The 14966-nt window shown below is 74.3% G+C and carries 12 protein-coding genes and 2 tRNA genes; 2 read left to right on the top strand and 12 right to left on the bottom strand.

Going from position 1 to position 14966, the window contains the following annotated elements; translation table 11 throughout:
• Positions 1-21: 21 nt before the first annotated feature.
• From J3473_RS17435 to J3473_RS17400, 8 genes are all read right to left on the bottom strand, one after another.
• Complete coding sequence (locus J3473_RS17435; protein ID WP_207025129.1) at positions 22-1092, bottom strand: UDP-N-acetylmuramate dehydrogenase; 1071 nt, start codon at positions 1090-1092, stop codon at positions 22-24.
• Complete coding sequence (locus tag J3473_RS17430; protein WP_030526791.1) at positions 1092-1514, bottom strand: MaoC family dehydratase; 423 nt, start codon at positions 1512-1514, stop codon at positions 1092-1094. The genes J3473_RS17435 and J3473_RS17430 overlap by 1 nt, the downstream gene beginning before the upstream one ends.
• The gene (locus tag J3473_RS17425) at positions 1514-1963 is read right to left on the bottom strand and encodes a MaoC family dehydratase N-terminal domain-containing protein (protein WP_030526790.1); all 450 of its coding nucleotides are present in this window, start codon (positions 1961-1963) and stop codon (positions 1514-1516) included. Before J3473_RS17425 ends, J3473_RS17430 begins: the two co-directional genes overlap by 1 nt.
• Positions 1964-2088: 125 nt before the next feature.
• A complete protein-coding gene (rpmG, locus tag J3473_RS17420; protein ID WP_030526789.1) occupies positions 2089-2256 on the bottom strand; it encodes a 50S ribosomal protein L33 in 168 nt (55 codons plus the stop codon).
• Positions 2257-2386: 130 nt separating this feature from the next.
• Positions 2387-2460, bottom strand: a tRNA-Met gene (locus J3473_RS17415).
• A gap of 52 nt (positions 2461-2512) precedes the next feature.
• A tRNA-Thr gene (locus J3473_RS17410) sits at positions 2513-2585 on the bottom strand.
• A 50-nt stretch (positions 2586-2635) separates the two neighbouring features.
• Positions 2636-3406, bottom strand: coding sequence for a helical backbone metal receptor (locus tag J3473_RS17405; RefSeq protein WP_256437961.1), 771 nt, complete (start codon positions 3404-3406; stop codon positions 2636-2638).
• Positions 3407-3408: 2 nt separating this feature from the next.
• On the bottom strand, positions 3409-4170 hold the full coding sequence (locus J3473_RS17400; protein WP_207025128.1) for an SDR family NAD(P)-dependent oxidoreductase: 762 nt from the start codon (positions 4168-4170) through the stop codon (positions 3409-3411).
• Between the two features lie 78 nt (positions 4171-4248).
• Between J3473_RS17400 and J3473_RS17395 the strand changes: the two genes are divergently transcribed.
• Both J3473_RS17395 and J3473_RS17390 read left to right on the top strand, forming a co-directional pair.
• A complete protein-coding gene (locus J3473_RS17395) occupies positions 4249-5046 on the top strand; it encodes a deoxyribonuclease IV (protein WP_207025127.1) in 798 nt (265 codons plus the stop codon).
• Positions 5047-5143: 97 nt separating this feature from the next.
• Positions 5144-6394, top strand: a complete 1251-nt coding sequence (locus tag J3473_RS17390; RefSeq protein ID WP_207025126.1) for a glycoside hydrolase family 76 protein — start codon at positions 5144-5146, stop codon at positions 6392-6394.
• Positions 6395-6435: 41 nt separating this feature from the next.
• Here J3473_RS17390 and J3473_RS17385 read toward each other — a convergent pair whose 3' ends face one another.
• The 4 genes from J3473_RS17385 to aroQ form a co-directional block, all read right to left on the bottom strand.
• Positions 6436-9909 carry an ABC transporter ATP-binding protein gene (locus tag J3473_RS17385; protein ID WP_242525949.1) on the bottom strand — a complete coding sequence of 1158 codons (3474 nt, stop codon included), beginning with the start codon at positions 9907-9909 and terminating at the stop codon, positions 6436-6438.
• A gap of 134 nt (positions 9910-10043) precedes the next feature.
• Complete coding sequence (icmF, locus tag J3473_RS17380) at positions 10044-13286, bottom strand: fused isobutyryl-CoA mutase/GTPase IcmF (protein ID WP_207025124.1); 3243 nt, start codon at positions 13284-13286, stop codon at positions 10044-10046.
• A 61-nt stretch (positions 13287-13347) separates the two neighbouring features.
• On the bottom strand, positions 13348-14397 hold the full coding sequence (locus J3473_RS17375) for a diguanylate cyclase (RefSeq protein WP_207025123.1): 1050 nt from the start codon (positions 14395-14397) through the stop codon (positions 13348-13350).
• 92 nt (positions 14398-14489) lie between these two features.
• Entirely contained in the window at positions 14490-14936 is a 447-nt protein-coding gene (gene aroQ / locus J3473_RS17370) for a type II 3-dehydroquinate dehydratase (RefSeq protein ID WP_207025122.1), read from the bottom strand.
• Positions 14937-14966 lie beyond the last annotated feature (30 nt).

Raw genomic sequence — 14966 nt, 5'->3', positions numbered from 1 at the left:
CGGGTGCGACCCGGCCGGGCGTCAGAGGGTCTGGCCGAGGATGACCGGCTCGTTGACGAGGGTCACCCCGAAGACGTCCTGCACGCCGTCGCGCACCTCGCGGGCGAGGGCGACGACGTCCGCCGCACGCGCCTGCCCGCGGTTGGTCACCGCGAGCGTGTGCTTGGTCGACAGCGCCGCCGGCCCGGGCATCGCGTGGCCCTTGCCGAACCCGGCGCGCTCGATGAGCCACGCGGCCGACGTCTTGACCCGACCGCCCGCCTCGGGGAAGCGCGGCGGCGTGACGTCGGCGCCGAGGCGCTCGGCGACGCGCGCCTCGAGGGACTGGAACTCCTCGGCGGTCAGCACCGGGTTGGTGAAGAACGAGCCGCACGACCAGGTGTCGTGGTCCTCGGCGTCGAGCACCATCCCGCGGCGCCGCCGCTGCGCGAGCACCGCCTCCCGCGCGTCGGCGAGGGGCACCCGGGCGCCGACGTCGACCCCCAGCTGCGTCGCGAGGTCCGCGTAGCGCACCGGCCCCGAGAGGTCGGCGAGGACGAGCTGGAACATCACGTCGAGCACGACGTAGCGGTCGGTGCCCTTGAAGAGGGAGTGCCGGTAGGTGAACCGGCAGTCCAGCGACATCATCGTGCGGACGCGCTCCTCGAGCCGGTCCCACACCCGTACCCGGGCGATGGTCTGGGCGACCTCCTGCCCGTACGCACCGACGTTCTGGACCGGCGTGGCCCCGGTCGACCCCGGGATGCCCGACAGCGCCTCGATGCCCGACCAGCCCTCGGCGACCGCCCGCTCGACGAACGGGTCCCACGGCTCACCGGCCGCGACGACGACGTTCGCGCCCCCGCACGAGTCGGCCGAGTCGACCTCGACCCCCTGCGTGGCGACGAGCACGACCGTGCCCGCGAACCCCTCGTCGGGGAGCACGAGGTTCGAGCCACCCCCGAGGACGAGCAGCGGCTCGTCGGCGTCGTCGACCTCACGCACGGCGTCGACGAGCTCGTCGGTGGTCTCCGCGACGACCATCCGCGCCGCCGGGCCGCCGACGCGCATCGTCGTGTACCCCGCGAGGGGCTCGTCGTGCAGCTCGCGCATCAGTCGAGGCGGACCACGGCGACGCACCGGCCGAGGACCTTCTGGCCCTCGCTCGTGGCGGTCAGCTCGACCGTCGCCCGACGCGTCTCCGGGTCGAGCGCCTTGACGGTGCCCTCGACGACGAGCTCGGCGCCGGCGGCCGGGACGACGACCGGCTTGGTGAAGCGCGTGCCGTACTCGAGGACCCGGCCGGCGTCACCGACCCACTCGGACACGACCGTGCCGGCGGCGCCCATCGTCCACATCCCGTGGGCGATGACGTCGGGCAGGCCGACCGAGCGGGCGAAGTCCTCGTCCTGGTGGATCGGGTTCTGGTCGCCCGAGGCGTTGGCGTAGGCGACGAGCGTGTCGCGGGTGACGGGCACGGTGACCGGCCCGACGGTGTCGCCCACGGCGACGGACTCGAGCGTGCGGACGGCCATCAGTCCTCCCCTCCCCGGACGACGATGGTCGAGGTGCACGTCGCGAGCGCCTCGCCGCCGGTCGTCGCGAGCTCGGTGCGGGTCGTGACCATCGAGTGGCCACCGGCCTGCCGGACGGCGTCGACGGTCAGCGTGCCGACGACCTCGTCGCCGGCGGTGATCGGGCGGTGGTGGACGAACCGCTGCTCGCCGTGGACGACGCGGCTGTAGTCGATCCCCGCCTCCGGGTCGGCGACGTACGCCCGGTCCGAGGCCTGGGCGAAGCGCACGGCCATCGTCGGCGGCGCCACCACGTCGGCGTAGCCGGCGGCGCGGGCGGCCTCGGGGTCGGTGTGGACCGGGTCGCTCGAGCCCACGGCCGCGGCGAACGCGGCGATGAGCGCGGCGTCGACGGGGTAGGGCCCGCTCGGCGGGTAGGTGCGTCCGACGAAGTCGGGGTTCACGGCCATGCCGCCCACTCTAGGGGCCGGGGCCGACCGACCGGCGGGAGGACCCGGGCACGACGCGAGGCCGCCCGCACCCCGGGGGTGCGGGCGGCCTCGTCGGCTGCGGGCGCGTCGGTGACGCGCCGGCGTCAGCGGGTCTCGCGGTGCGCGGTGTGCTTCTTGCAGCGCGGGCAGAACTTCGCCAGCTCGAGCCGGTCGGGGTCGTTGCGCCGGTTCTTCTTGGTGATGTAGTTGCGCTCCTTGCACTCCGTGCACGCCAGCGTGATCTTGGGGCGGACGTCGGTGGCCTTGGCCATGGAAGCAACCTGCTCTCGGGAAACGAAGTGTGGATCTCGGGTGGCGCGTCGGCGCGGTCCTGGACTGCGCGCGGCACCAAGCACAACAGGGTACGCGCTCCGTGCGGTGACACGGAAATCGCGACCTCGGTAGCGGGAGCGGGGCTCGATCCCGCGACCTCACGATTATGAGTCGTGCGCTCTAACCAGCTGAGCTACCCCGCCTTGGGGAACGACCGGGAGCCCTTCTCGGGGAGTCGGACTGCGGCCGGACCAGAGCCCCCTGTCGGAATCGAACCGACGACCTTTTCCTTACCATGGAAACGCTCTGCCGACTGAGCTAAGGGGGCGTGCGCGCCAGTGGAAAACCGCTCTGGAGCGCGACGGAGACACTACACGGTCACGCTCGGTCGAGCGAAATCCGGGCCTCCACGAGGGCGGGTCCGTACCAGGTGAGGAGCCGTCCGGAGACGAGCCGGGTGGGTACCCGCGCGAACGCCTCGGGCCCGTCGGCCGCGGTGAACTCGTAGGGCTCGTCGGGCAGCAGGACGAGGTCGGCCAGCGCCGGGTCGTCCAGCGTCGCCACGTCGGCGCTCGGGTAGCGGCCCGTCCCCACCTCTCCCCCGACGACCTCGTACCCGCAGCGCGCGAGCAGGTCGGCGGTGAACGTCGGCCGGCCGACGACCATCCACGGGTCGCGCCACACGGGGACGACGACCCGCGTCGTCGGTGCCGGCACCGGCCCCGACCACGCGGCGCGCGCCTCCCCCAGCCACCCGGGCTCGGGGACCTCCAGCGCCTCACCGAGCAGCCGCGCCATCGAGGCGAGGGACTGCGGGACGGTCTCGATGTCGGTCACCCAGACCGCGAGCCCGCGCTCGCGCATCCGGCGCACGTCGAGCTCGCGGTTCTCCTCCTTGTTCGCGACGACGAGGTCGGGCTCCAGGGCCGCGACGGCGGCGAGGTCGGGGTTCTTCGTCCCGCGCACCCGGGCGACGTCGAGGTCGGCCGGGTGGGTGCACCAGTCGGTGGCCCCGACGAGCCGGTCGGGGCAGGTCGCCGCCAGCGCCTCGGTCAGCGAGGGCACGAGCGAGACGACGCGGCGCGCCGGGCCCGCGAGGGGCACCGGCGCGCCGAGGTCGTCGCGCAGGGGTGCGCGGGTGGCCGCCACGGTCAGCGCGGCGCCATCCGCAGCGCGCCGTCCATCCGGACCACCTCGCCGTTGAGGTAGTCGTGCTCGACGATCGCGAGCGCGAGCTGCGCGTACTCCTCCGGGCGCGCGAGGCGCTGCGGGAACGGGACGCCCGCGGCGAGGCCGGCGCGGAACTCGTCCGAGACGGTCGCGAGCATCGGGGTCTCGACGATGCCCGGGGCGATCGTCATGACCCGGATCCCGTGCTGCGCGAGGTCACGGGCCGCCGGCAGCGTGAGGCCGACGATGCCGCCCTTGCTCGAGCTGTACGCGGCCTGGCCGACCTGGCCGTCGTACGCGGCGATGCTCGCCGTGTTGACGACGACGCCGCGCTGGCCGTCGGCGTCGGGCTCCGTGGCCGCCATCGCCTCGGCGGCGACGGTGAGGACGACGAAGGTGCCGAGGAGGTTGACCTCGACGACCTTGCGGTAGAGCTCGATCGAGTGCGTGCCCTTGCGGCCGAGGATGCGCGCCGACGGGCCGATGCCGGCGCAGTTGACGACGACCCGCAGCGGGCGGGCGTCGTCACCGGCCGCGACCGCGACGGCGGCGCGGACGTCGGCCTCGGAGGTGACGTCGGTGGGGACGTACTCGACGCCGTCGACGGCGGCTGCGTTCTCGCAGGCGTCGGGGAGGTCGAGGGCGACCACGCGGGCGCCCCGGCCGGCGAGGGCGGCGGCGGTGGCCGCGCCGAGGCCGGAGGCGCCGCCGGTGACCAGGGCGGTGGTGTCAGCGATCTGCATGGCGCCATCCTGCCCTGCCCCGGGCGCTGGGCCGGGATCGGGCGACCGCCGGTCGGCGGCCGGTCGTACGGTGGGCGCATGGAGCTGCGCATCGGAGGACACGTCGACCAGGCCGACCCGGTGGCGGAGGCCGTCGCCCGGGGCGCCACCCTCAGCCAGCTCTTCCTCGGCGACCCGCAGAGCTACAAGGGCCCGGTCGTCGAGTACGCCGGGGGCGCCCAGGCGCTGCGGGCGGCCGCCGAGGCCGCGGGTGTCGACCTCTACGTCCACGCGCCCTACCCGATCAACGTCGCCTCGACGAACAACCGCATCCGCATCCCCGGCCGCAAGCTGCTCCAGCAGCACCTGCACGCCGCCGCCGAGATCGGGGCGAAGGGCGTCGTCGTGCACGGCGGGCACCTCGGCAAGGACGAGGACGCCGCGACGGGCTTCGACAACTGGCGCAAGTGCGTCGACGGCCTCGAGATGCCCGTGCCGCTCCTCATCGAGAACACCGCCGGCGGCGACAACGCGATGGCCCGTCGGCTCGAGGCGGTCGAGCGCCTCTGGGAGGCCATCGGCCGGGCCGAGGGCGGCGACACCGTCGGCTTCTGCCTCGACACCTGCCACGCGCACGCCGGCGGCAACGACCTCGCCGACGTCGCCGCCGAGGTGCGGGCCATCACGGGGCGCATCGACCTGGTGCACTGCAACGACAGCCGCGACGAGTTCGACTCCGGCGCCGACCGCCACACCAACCTCGGGTCGGGGCACATCGACGCCGCCGACATCGCGCACGTCGTCCGCGAGGCCGGCGCCCCGGTCGTCGTCGAGACCCCCGGCGGGGTCGAGGGCCAGCGCGCCGACATCGCGTGGCTGCGTGACCGGTTGGCCTGACGCGATCGGACAGGCCGGCCGCCCGCGTCGACGGCCATCCGCCATCTCCGTAGCGTCCTGACGGGTCCACGCCACCGGCCGAGGAGACCCGACGACGATGTCGACCCACCGCGCGACCAGCCCCACGACCCGCCTCTCCCGCCGCACCGTCGGCGGAGCGGCCCTCGCCCTCGGCGCCCTCGGCGCGACGGGCCCCACCGCCTCCGCGGTCACCTCCCGACCCGGGCCGGCGACGGGCCGCGGCCGGTGGGCCGAGCGCGCGGAGGACGCCTACGCGGCCCTGCAGCGGCACTTCGCCGTGCGCGACGGCAGCCGCCTCTACCTCGAGCACTGGCCTGCGGCGCCGGAGGACCCGACCTACTCGTACGAGTGGCCGTTCTCGCAGGCCCACGGGGCGACCCTCGACCTCACCGGCCTGCCCGGCGCCACCGGGCGGCGCTACCTCGACGACCTCGCCGAGCGCCGGACCGGGCAGCGCCGCTACTACAGCGCGGCCGGGTCGACCGGCCTGCCCGGCTACGCGTCCGCCCCGACCGCGCCGTGGGGCAGCGGTGGCGACTTCTTCTACGACGACAACGAGTGGGTCGGCCTCATCGACGTCCAGCGCCACCTCATGCATCGTGACCCCGCGGCCGTGCGCGACGCCCGGATGATCTTCGAGCTCGTCGTCTCCGGCTGGGACGACGACCCCTCGCACCCGGCCCCGGGCGGTGTGTTCTGGACGCAGGCGGACTGGAGCCAGGACCGGAACACGGTCTCGAACATGCCCGGCGCCCAGCTCGGGCTGCGGCTGTTCCAGCTGACCCGCGAGCGCCGCTTCCTCGACTGGGCCCGCCGGATGTACGCGTGGACCAACCAGCACCTGCAGATCCGCGAGGGGGCGCAGGCCGGGCTCTACCACGACCACCTCGACCTCGCGGGGACCGTCGAGAAGACCGTGTGGAGCTACAACCAGGGCGTCCCGGTCGGCGTCAACACGCTGCTGCACCGGGTGACCGGCGAGCGGCGGTACCTGCGCGAGGCCTGCCGCGTCGCCGACGCCGCACGCCGCTTCTACGCCCAGCCCGACCCGGAGCAGCCCGGCCTGACGCGGCTCGACACCCAGCCGGTGTTCTTCAACTCGATCTACTTCAAGAACCTCCTGCTGCTGGCGTCGGTGACCGGCGACCGGCGGGCCGCCGACGACATGGCGGCCTACGCGGACCGGCTGTGGCGCACCCGCCGCGACCGGGAGACCGGCGTCTTCCGCTTCGGCGGCGACTCGACGCAGATGATCGAGCAGGCCGCGGTCGTGCAGCTGTTCGCCGTCCTCGCCTGGTCGCGCAAGGACTGGTCGCTCCTGTACTGAGGTCGCGGGCCGCCCGGGGCTCCCGGGCGGCCCGCGTCGGCTCAGCCGGCGAGGTGCCCCCAGGCGCCGGACAGCTCGCGCCACGGCCCGGTCGCGGCCACCCGCCCGTCGACGAGCACGACGACGCGGTCGGCCTCGGCCAGCGCGGCGCGCTTCGAGGTGGCGCCGACGACCGTCGTGCGGCGGGCGCGCAGGGCCTGCCACAGCTCGACCTCCGTCGCGGCGTCGAGCGCGCTCGAGACGTCGTCGGCGAGCAGCAGCTCGGTCTCGGCGGCAAGGGCCCTAGCGAGGGCCAGCCGCTGCACCTGCCCTCCCGAGAGACGCACCCCGCGGTGGCCGACGAGCGCGTCGTGCCCGCCGGCCTCGCGGACGTCGTCACCGAGCCGCGCGTCGGCGATGGCGCCCTCGAGCGAGCGGCCGTGCCCGAGGGCGACGTTGTCGGCGAACGAGCCGGAGAGGACCCGGGGCACCTGCGCCACGTGGGCGACCTGGCCCGGCCGGAGGAACACCTGGGCGTCGTCGACCTCGACGCCGTTCCACGTGATCGAGCCGGTGTGCTCGAGCAAGCCCGAGAGCGCGGACAGCAGGCTCGACTTGCCGGAGCCGACCTGCCCGAGGAGCAGGACGAGCTCGCCGGCGTGCACGGTGAGGTCGACGCCCTCGACCCCGCGGGTCCCGTCGTCGTGGACGGCCCCGACGCCGCGCAGGCGCAGCTCGCGCAGCGGCACCCGGCCGGGGACCGGGGCAGGGGGCGCGGTGCCGGCGACGAGGTCGACCCCCTCCGGCAGCCGCACGAGGTCGACGCCGCCGGCGAGCCGGCTCGTCGCCTGCTGCCACGAGCGCGTGCCCGGGGCCTCGGTGACGACGGCGCCGGCGACCCGGCCGAACCAGTCGAAGCCGTTGACGGCGCCGGCGACGAGGATCGCGGTGGCGAGGGACCATCCGCCGAGGACATAGGTGCCCCAGGCCGCGACGACGCCGGCCTGCACCATGACGATCGGCACGCCGTCGAGCACGGCCTGGACGCGGTGCTCGAAGACGGCCGCGCGCACCCGCCCGGCGTCGACCCGCCGCAGGTGGCGGTGGGCGGACGGGGTGGCCGCGGCGAGCTTGACCGTGCGGGCCGACTCGAGCACCGACACGACGGCCCGGCCGAAGCGTGCGCGGGCCCGCGAGGACTCGGTGGCCGAGCGGCCGGCGATCGGCCGGCCGACCGCCGAGGCGAGCGCCGCCCCGACGAGGACGCAGAGCAGCACCCCGCCGGCGAGCAGGCTGCCGCCGAGCAGCGCGGTGACGACGACGATGCCGAGGCCGTTGAGGAAGTCGACCCACCGGTCGGCGTACAGGGCGTAGCGGTCGGCGTCCATCGACCGGGCGACGACCTCGCCGGCCGGGGTGCGCTCGAGCCGGTGCTGGCGGGTCTGGCCGAGCAGCACCGACATCCGGACCCGGAGCATGACCTCGATCCACCAGCGGGGGTAGCGACGCATGGCGGCGACGAGGACGAACGGTGCGACGAGCACCGACGCCGCGGTCAGCCCGGTGAGCACGGCGGTCGTCGGGTCCCACGCGGCGTCGGTCTGCAGGCGCTCGACGAGGCGGCCCCAGACGAACCCGGTGCCGGCCCCGAAGGCGCCGCCGAGCGCGGAGACGAGGAACAGGACGGCCGGCCACACCCCCCAGCGCGGGCGGACGAGCAGCGCCGAGAGGATGCCCCGGGTCAGCGAGGGCCCGTGCCCGGGGTCCGGCAGCTCCGGGGGCGGCCCGGCCCGGCGCGCCCCGGCGACGGCGGTGGCGGTGGGCTCGGACGCAGGGTCGGCCGGGGCCGGCTGCTCCGGGCGGCCGGGCTCGAGGTCGTCGCCGCTCGCCGCGAGGAGGGCGCGGAAGGGACCGTCGGCGCGCGCGAGCTCGGCACGCGCCCCCTGCTGGACGACGCGACCGTGGTCGAGGACGGCGACGCGCTCGGCCCGCCGGGTCGTCGAGAGCCGGTGCGCGACGAGGATGCCGGTGCGGCCGGTCAGCAGGCGGTCGGCCGCGCGCACGACGAGGGCCTCGGTCAGCGGGTCCATCCGGGCCGTGGCTTCGTCGAGGACGACGACGGACACGTCGCGCACGAGCAGGCGGGCGAAGGCGACGAGCTGCTCCTCGCCGGCCGACAGCGAGGTGCCGCCCGGGCCGAGGAGGGTGTCGAGGCCGTCGGGCAGGCCCGCGACCCAGCGCTCGAGCCCGAGCTGCGCGACCGCGCCCTCGATGCGCGACCGGGGCAGGTCGGCGAAGAGGGTGATGTTCTCGGCGAGGGTCCCGGCGAGCACCTCGGTGCGCTGCGTGACGACGCCGACCGCGGCGCGCAGCTGCTGCAGGTCGAGGTCGAGGACGTCGACACCGCCGAGGAAAACCGTGCCCGGCTCGGGCTCGACCGCGCGGGAGACGAGGGAGGCGAGGGTCGACTTGCCCGACCCGGTGCGCCCGACGAGGGCGCAGGTGCGGCCGCCGGGCACCGTGAGGTCGACGTCGCGCAGCGCGAAGTCGCCCTGGGCGTACCCGAAGTGCAGGTCGCGGAACTCGAGCTCGAGGGGGCCGGCGGGGACGGGGAGACCGCCGGTGGGCTCGGGCGCGGCGCCGAGGAGCTGCCGCAGGCGCGTCACGGCGCCGAGCCCGGCCTGGAGCTCGGGCAGGTGGCGGGCCATCTGGTCGACCTGGCCGACGAAGGTGCTCGTGACGAGGAAGAGCGTGACGAGGCGGGCGACCGACAGGCCTCCCCCGGCGACGAGGGCCACCCCGGCGACGGCCGTGCCGGCGAGCATCCCGTAGAGCAGGACGCCGGTGCGGCGGGTGACCCGCGCCTGGAGGTCGACGACCTGCGCGAACCGCTGGTGGACGACCGACGACAGGGTGGCGAGACGGGCGACGACGTGGGCCTGGCCGAGGCTGGTCCGCAGGTCGTCGCGGGCGGTCACGCCCTCCTCGAGGGCCGCGGCGTGGTCGGTCCAGGCGACCTCCTCGGCGACCTTGCGCTCGGCGATCGTCGGCAGCAGCCGGCGGACGAGGAGCACGGCGGCGGTCGCGGTGACGGGGAACAGGACCCACGCGGGCCACCACGTGAGGCCGGCGACGACCCACATCGGCACGGCGGCGAAGACGGTCTTCAGCGCGTCCCACACCTGGCGGCGCAGCATCGTGCCGACGTCGTGGGTGTCGGCGTCCACGCGGTCGAGGATCTCGCCGACCGCCTGCTCGCCGAGGGCGGGAAGCGGCTGGGCGAGCGCGGCGGCGACGAGGTCGTCGCGCAGCCGGCCCTCGGCGTGGTCGACGACGCCGGCCCACACGGTGCGGCCCGCGGTGTCGAGGACCGCGGCGCCGACGACGCACAGGGCGAGCAGCCCGACGAGGCGGGTCGACGGGTCGGCGGCGAGGAGGCCGGCCACGACCGTGCCGAGCGTCCGGCCGAGCGCGCCGGTGGCCGACGCGACGAGGGCGAGGCCGGTCGGCCAGCCGCGCAGTCGCCCGAGCCGCAGGGTGCGCTCGGCGGGCACGACGGCATCACCCGCCGGCGCGAGCGTCGGCGTGACGGGTGCTGCGGTCGTCGTCCCCACGTGAGAAAACTACGGCGTGCCACCGACGCCCGGCACCCGGGTTTCCGGGCGCGGGGTCAGACGTTGCGGCGGTACTGCCCGCCCACCTCGAAGAACGCCTCGGTGACCTGCTGGAGGGAGCACACGCGTGCGGCGTCGACGAGCACGGCGAACACGTTCTCGCCGTTCGTCGCGGCGGCCTTGAGCCGCGCGAGGGCGACCTCGGCCTCCTCGCGGTGGTCGGCCCGGAAGGACTCGACACGGGCGAGCTGCCCCTCCTTCTCCTCCTCGGTGGCGCGCGCGAGCACGACCTCCTTGGGCGAGACGTCGGCCTCGGGCCGCACGAAGGTGTTGACGCCGACGATCGGCAGCGAGCCGTCGTGCTTGCGGTGCTCGTAGAGCATCGACTCGTCCTGGATGCGCCCGCGCTGGTAGCCGGTCTCCATCGCGCCGAGCACGCCGCCGCGCTCGGAGATGCGGTCGAACTCGGCGAGCACGGCGGCCTCGACGAGGTCGGTCAGCTCGTCGACGACGAACGAGCCCTGGAGCGGGTTCTCGTTCATCGCCAGCCCCCACTCGCGGTTGATGACGAGCTGGATCGCCAGGGCCCGACGCACCGACTCCTCCGACGGGGTCGTGACGGCCTCGTCGTAGGCGTTGGTGTGCAGGCTGTTCGCGTTGTCGTAGATGGCGGTGAGCGCCTGCAGCGTCGTGCGGATGTCGTTGAAGTCCATCTCCTGCGCGTGGAGGGACCGGCCGCTCGTCTGCACGTGGTACTTGAGCTTCTGGCTGCGCTCGTTGGCGCCGTACTTCTCGCGCATCGCGACGGCCCAGATGCGCCGGGCGACGCGGCCGATGACCGTGTACTCCGGGTCCATCCCGTTGCTGAAGAAGAAGGAGAGGTTCGGCGCGAAGTCGTCGATGGCCATGCCGCGCGCGAGGTAGGACTCGACGTAGGTGAAGCCGTTGGCGAGGGTGAAGGCGAGCTGGCTGATGGGGTTCGCCCCGGCCTCGGCGATGTGGTAGCCGCTGATCGAGACCGAGTAGAAGTTGCGGACCTGGTTCTCGATGAACCACTCCTGGATGTCGGCCATCATCCGCAGCGAGAACTCGGTGGAGAACAGGCAGGTGTTCTGGCCCTGGTCCTCCTTGAGGATGTCGGCCTGCACGGTGCCGCGGACGGTCGCGAGAGCCCGGGCGCGGACGGCGTCCCGCTCGTCGTCGCTCGGCTGACGACCGTTCTCCTGCACCCACTTCTCGACCTCACGGTCCATCGCGGTGTTGAGGAAGAACGCGAGGATGGTCGGCGCCGGCCCGTTGATCGTCATCGAGACGCTCGTCGTCGGCGAGGTGAGGTCGAAGCCGTCGTAGAGCGCCTTCATGTCGTCGAGGGTCGCGACGGAGACGCCGGAGGTGCCGACCTTGCCGTAGATGTCGGGGCGGCGGTCGGGGTCGCGGCCGTAGAGGGTGACGGAGTCGAACGCCGTCGACAGGCGCGTCGCCGGCTGCCCCTCGGAGAGCAGCTTGAAGCGGCGGTTGGTGCGGAACGGGTCGCCCTCTCCGGCGAACATCCGGGCCGGGTCCTCGTTGTCGCGCTTGAACGGGAACACGCCTGCGGTGAAGGGGAACCGGCCGGGGAGGTTCTCGCGGCGGAGGAACGTGAGCAGGTCGCCGTCGTCGGCGTGCCGTGGCAGGCTGACGCGACGGACGACGTTGCCGGACAACGTCTCCCGCGTCAGCTTGGTGCGGATCTCCTTGTCGCGCACCACGACGACCTGCTCGTCGCCCGAGTACGCCTCGACGACGGAGGGCCACTGCTCGAGGGCCTTGCGGGCCTCGGCGGGCAGGGCGTCGCGCGCGTCGGCGAGCAGCGCGTCGAGGTCGGCGGTCTCCTTGCCGGCCGCCGCGAGCGCCTCGCGGGCGTCCCCGAGGCGCTGCACCCGACGGGCGGCGTCGGCCCAGCCCTCGGTCTCCGCGTGGAAGCCGCGGACGGTCTCGGCGATCTCGGCGAGGTAGCGCACCCGCTGCGGCGGCACGACCTGGCGCAGCATCGTCGAGTGCCGGACGTCGACCGGGGCGAGGGCGCCGTCGTCGACGGGCAGGCCCTTCGCGGCGAGCTGCGCGCGAAGCTCCTGGTAGAGCGCGGTGACGCCGTCGTCGTTGAAGGTCGCGGCGCTGGTGCCGAAGACGGGCATGTCCTCCGGCTTCTTCCCGAAGGCCTCGCGGTTGCGGACCATCTGGCGGCCGACGTCGCGCAGGGCGTCGAGGGCGCCGCGTCGCTCGAACTTGTTGACGGCGACGACGTCGGCGAGGTCGAGCATGTCGATCTTCTCGAGCTGGCTCGCGGCCCCGAACTCCGGCGTCATCACGTAGAGGTTGACGTCGGCGTACGAGGTGATGGCGGCGTCCCCCTGGCCGATGCCGGGGGTCTCGACGACGACGAGGTCGTAGCCGGCGGCCTTGAGGACCGTGAGGACGTCCTCGAGGGCCTCGGGGATCTCGCGGTTCCCGCGCGTCGCGAGGGAGCGGAAGTAGACCCGGTCGCCGTCGAGGCTGTTCATCCGGATGCGGTCGCCGAGCAGCGCCCCGCCGCCGCGACGTCGCGTCGGGTCGACCGCGACACAGGCGATGCGCAGTTTGTCCTGCTGGTCGGTGCGCAGCCGGCGGACGAGCTCGTCGGTGAGGCTCGACTTGCCGGAGCCGCCGGTGCCGGTGATGCCGAGGACCGGCACGGTGCGGGCCGCGGCGGCGCGCTGCAGCTCGCCGCGGAAGGCGTCGTCGAGGTGGCCGGTCTCGGCGCCGCTGATGGCGCGCGCGACGGCCGGGCGCTCGCCCGCGAGGACGGCCTCGACGCTCGTCGGCGCGAGCTCCCAGAGGTCGGTGTCGCAGGCGGCGACGACCTGGTTGACCATCCCCGGCAGGCCGAGCCGCTGGCCGTCCTCGGGGCTGAAGATCGTCACCCCGGCGGCGCGCAGCCGCTCGATCTCGCGCGGGACGATGACGCCGCCACCACCACCGACGACCTGCACGTGGCCGGCGCCGGCCTCGCGGAGCAGCTCGACGAGGTACTCGAAGTACTCGACGTGCCCGCCCTGGTAGGAGCTCACGGCGATGCCCTGCGCGTCCTCGTCGAGCGCGGCGTCGACGACCTCGCGGACCGAGCGGTTGTGCCCGAGGTGGACGACCTCGGCGCCCTGGCTCTGCATGATCCGCCGCATGATGTTGATCGACGCGTCGTGCCCGTCGAACAGGCTCGAGGCGGTGACGATGCGGACGGGGTGGGTCGGGACGTGGAGTCCCTCGCTCGGCTTCGCTGCCATGGGGTGGTCCTTCCGGGGTCGCCGGGTGGCGTTCTCCCGAGATAGTAGGACGTCCAACTACCTACCCGGAAGTCACGACCTCGGCGGGAACGGTGCCGACCTGGTCGCGCCCGGCCCGCTTCGCGACGTACAGCGCCCGGTCCGCGGCCGCGTAGAGGTGACGCAGGTCCACCGCGTGCGTCGGGGCGTGGGCCACGCCGACGCTGATCGTCAGGGCGATCGCCTCGTCGTGCGCCCGCTGGAACGGGCTCGCGCGGACGGCCTCGACGAGCTCGGACGCACGACGACGCGCCGCCTCGTGCGTGCTCCCGGGGAGGAGGAGGGCGATCTCGTCACCGCCGAGCCGGCTGATGACGGCCCCCGGTCCACCGTGCCGGCGGACGGTGTCGGCCAGGTGGACGAGGACGGCGTCCCCCGTCGGGTGCCCCCAGGTGTCGTTGATGGTCTTGAACTCGTCGACGTCGAGCAGGACGAGCGCCGTCCCGCCGTCACCGTCGGCGACCGAGAGGGCGGACCGGGCGGCGTCGTCGAGCACCCGACGCGTGACCAGTCCCGTGAGCGGGTCGACGGCCGCCAGCTCCCGCAACCGGTCCGTGAGCCGGGCGTTGCGCTCACCGGCCCGGACCAGGAGCCACGTGCTCAGCACGAGCGCCACGCTGACGTACAGGAGGTCGACGGCGGCGTCACCGGACGGCGTGACCGACACCACGAGGACCCCGTCGGCGACCACGGCACAGGTGGTCACGAGCCAGGCCGACGCCCCCGGCAGCTGCGAGGCGGCGAACAGGACCGGCGCGCAGAGGAAGACCTGCCCCGACGCCGACGCGTCGCGCGAGGCGAGGCCGGAGAGCACGATGGTGAGGATCCCCAGGAGCGGGACGGGGAGCCACAGCCAGGACTGCAGCCTCTCGCCGGCGACGACGAGGAGGACCCCGACGACCATCATCGCGAGCGACGCGCCGATGACGGCGGCCTTCATCCCGATGGACATGCCCTGGGGGACGAGGCTCGTCATCACCACGCTGAGCCCTCCGGCGACGAGACAGAGCACCGCGCCGAAGCGGGCGGCCGTCTCGCGGTCCCGGGGCCTCGGGAGGGACGGCGGTCGCATGCGGCAAGGCTAGGGAGAGCCCCCCGCGACGTGGCCGACTCCGACCGACATCGGCCGTAGGGACCACCGGGTCGGACCGATCGGCCGCCGGGTCACGACCCTGCGGGACGGGACGCCAACCAGTCGACGGCCTCGGCGTAGCCGGCGACCCCGTGCCCGACGACGTGGTGGTCGCAGACGTCGGCGAGGTAGGAGAAGTGGCGGAACTCCTCGCGCGCGTGGATGTCGCTGATGTGCACCTCGACGCGCGGCACCCGGCAGGCCGCGAGCGCGTCGCGCAGGGCCACCGACGTGTGCGTGTACCCGGCCGCGTTGACGATTATCCCGGCGATGCCCGAGCGCCCCTCCTGCACCCAGTCGACGAGCGTGCCCTCGTGGTTGGACTGCCGGAAGTCGACGGTCAGGCCGTGCCGCGCGGCCGCCTCGCGGCACAGGCGCTCGACGTCGGCGAGGGTCTCGTGGCCGTAGACCGCCGGCTCCCGCTCGCCGAGGAGGTTAAGGTTCGGTCCGTTGAGCACGAGCACGGTGCGGGCGTCCATGCGCCGCAGCATCCCACGCCCCGGTTGCGG

This window comes from Phycicoccus sp. DTK01 (assembly GCF_017312765.1).
Lineage (GTDB): Bacteria > Actinomycetota > Actinomycetes > Actinomycetales > Dermatophilaceae > Phycicoccus > Phycicoccus jejuensis.
This window is presented reverse-complemented; position numbering and strand designations above follow the sequence as displayed.

Coding starts and splice junctions, on each gene's coding strand:
- J3473_RS17390 (WP_207025126.1), top strand. CDS start 5,144: ATGTCGACCCACCGCGCGACCAGCCCCACGACCCGCCTCTCCCGCCGC.
- rpmG (WP_030526789.1), bottom strand. CDS start 2,256: ATGGCCAAGGCCACCGACGTCCGCCCCAAGATCACGCTGGCGTGCACG.
- J3473_RS17430 (WP_030526791.1), bottom strand. CDS start 1,514: ATGGCCGTCCGCACGCTCGAGTCCGTCGCCGTGGGCGACACCGTCGGG.
- aroQ (WP_207025122.1), bottom strand. CDS start 14,936: ATGGACGCCCGCACCGTGCTCGTGCTCAACGGACCGAACCTTAACCTC.
- icmF (WP_207025124.1), bottom strand. CDS start 13,286: ATGGCAGCGAAGCCGAGCGAGGGACTCCACGTCCCGACCCACCCCGTC.
- J3473_RS17395 (WP_207025127.1), top strand. CDS start 4,249: ATGGAGCTGCGCATCGGAGGACACGTCGACCAGGCCGACCCGGTGGCG.
- J3473_RS17400 (WP_207025128.1), bottom strand. CDS start 4,170: ATGCAGATCGCTGACACCACCGCCCTGGTCACCGGCGGCGCCTCCGGC.
- J3473_RS17425 (WP_030526790.1), bottom strand. CDS start 1,963: ATGGCCGTGAACCCCGACTTCGTCGGACGCACCTACCCGCCGAGCGGG.
- J3473_RS17435 (WP_207025129.1), bottom strand. CDS start 1,092: ATGCGCGAGCTGCACGACGAGCCCCTCGCGGGGTACACGACGATGCGC.
- J3473_RS17375 (WP_207025123.1), bottom strand. CDS start 14,397: ATGCGACCGCCGTCCCTCCCGAGGCCCCGGGACCGCGAGACGGCCGCC.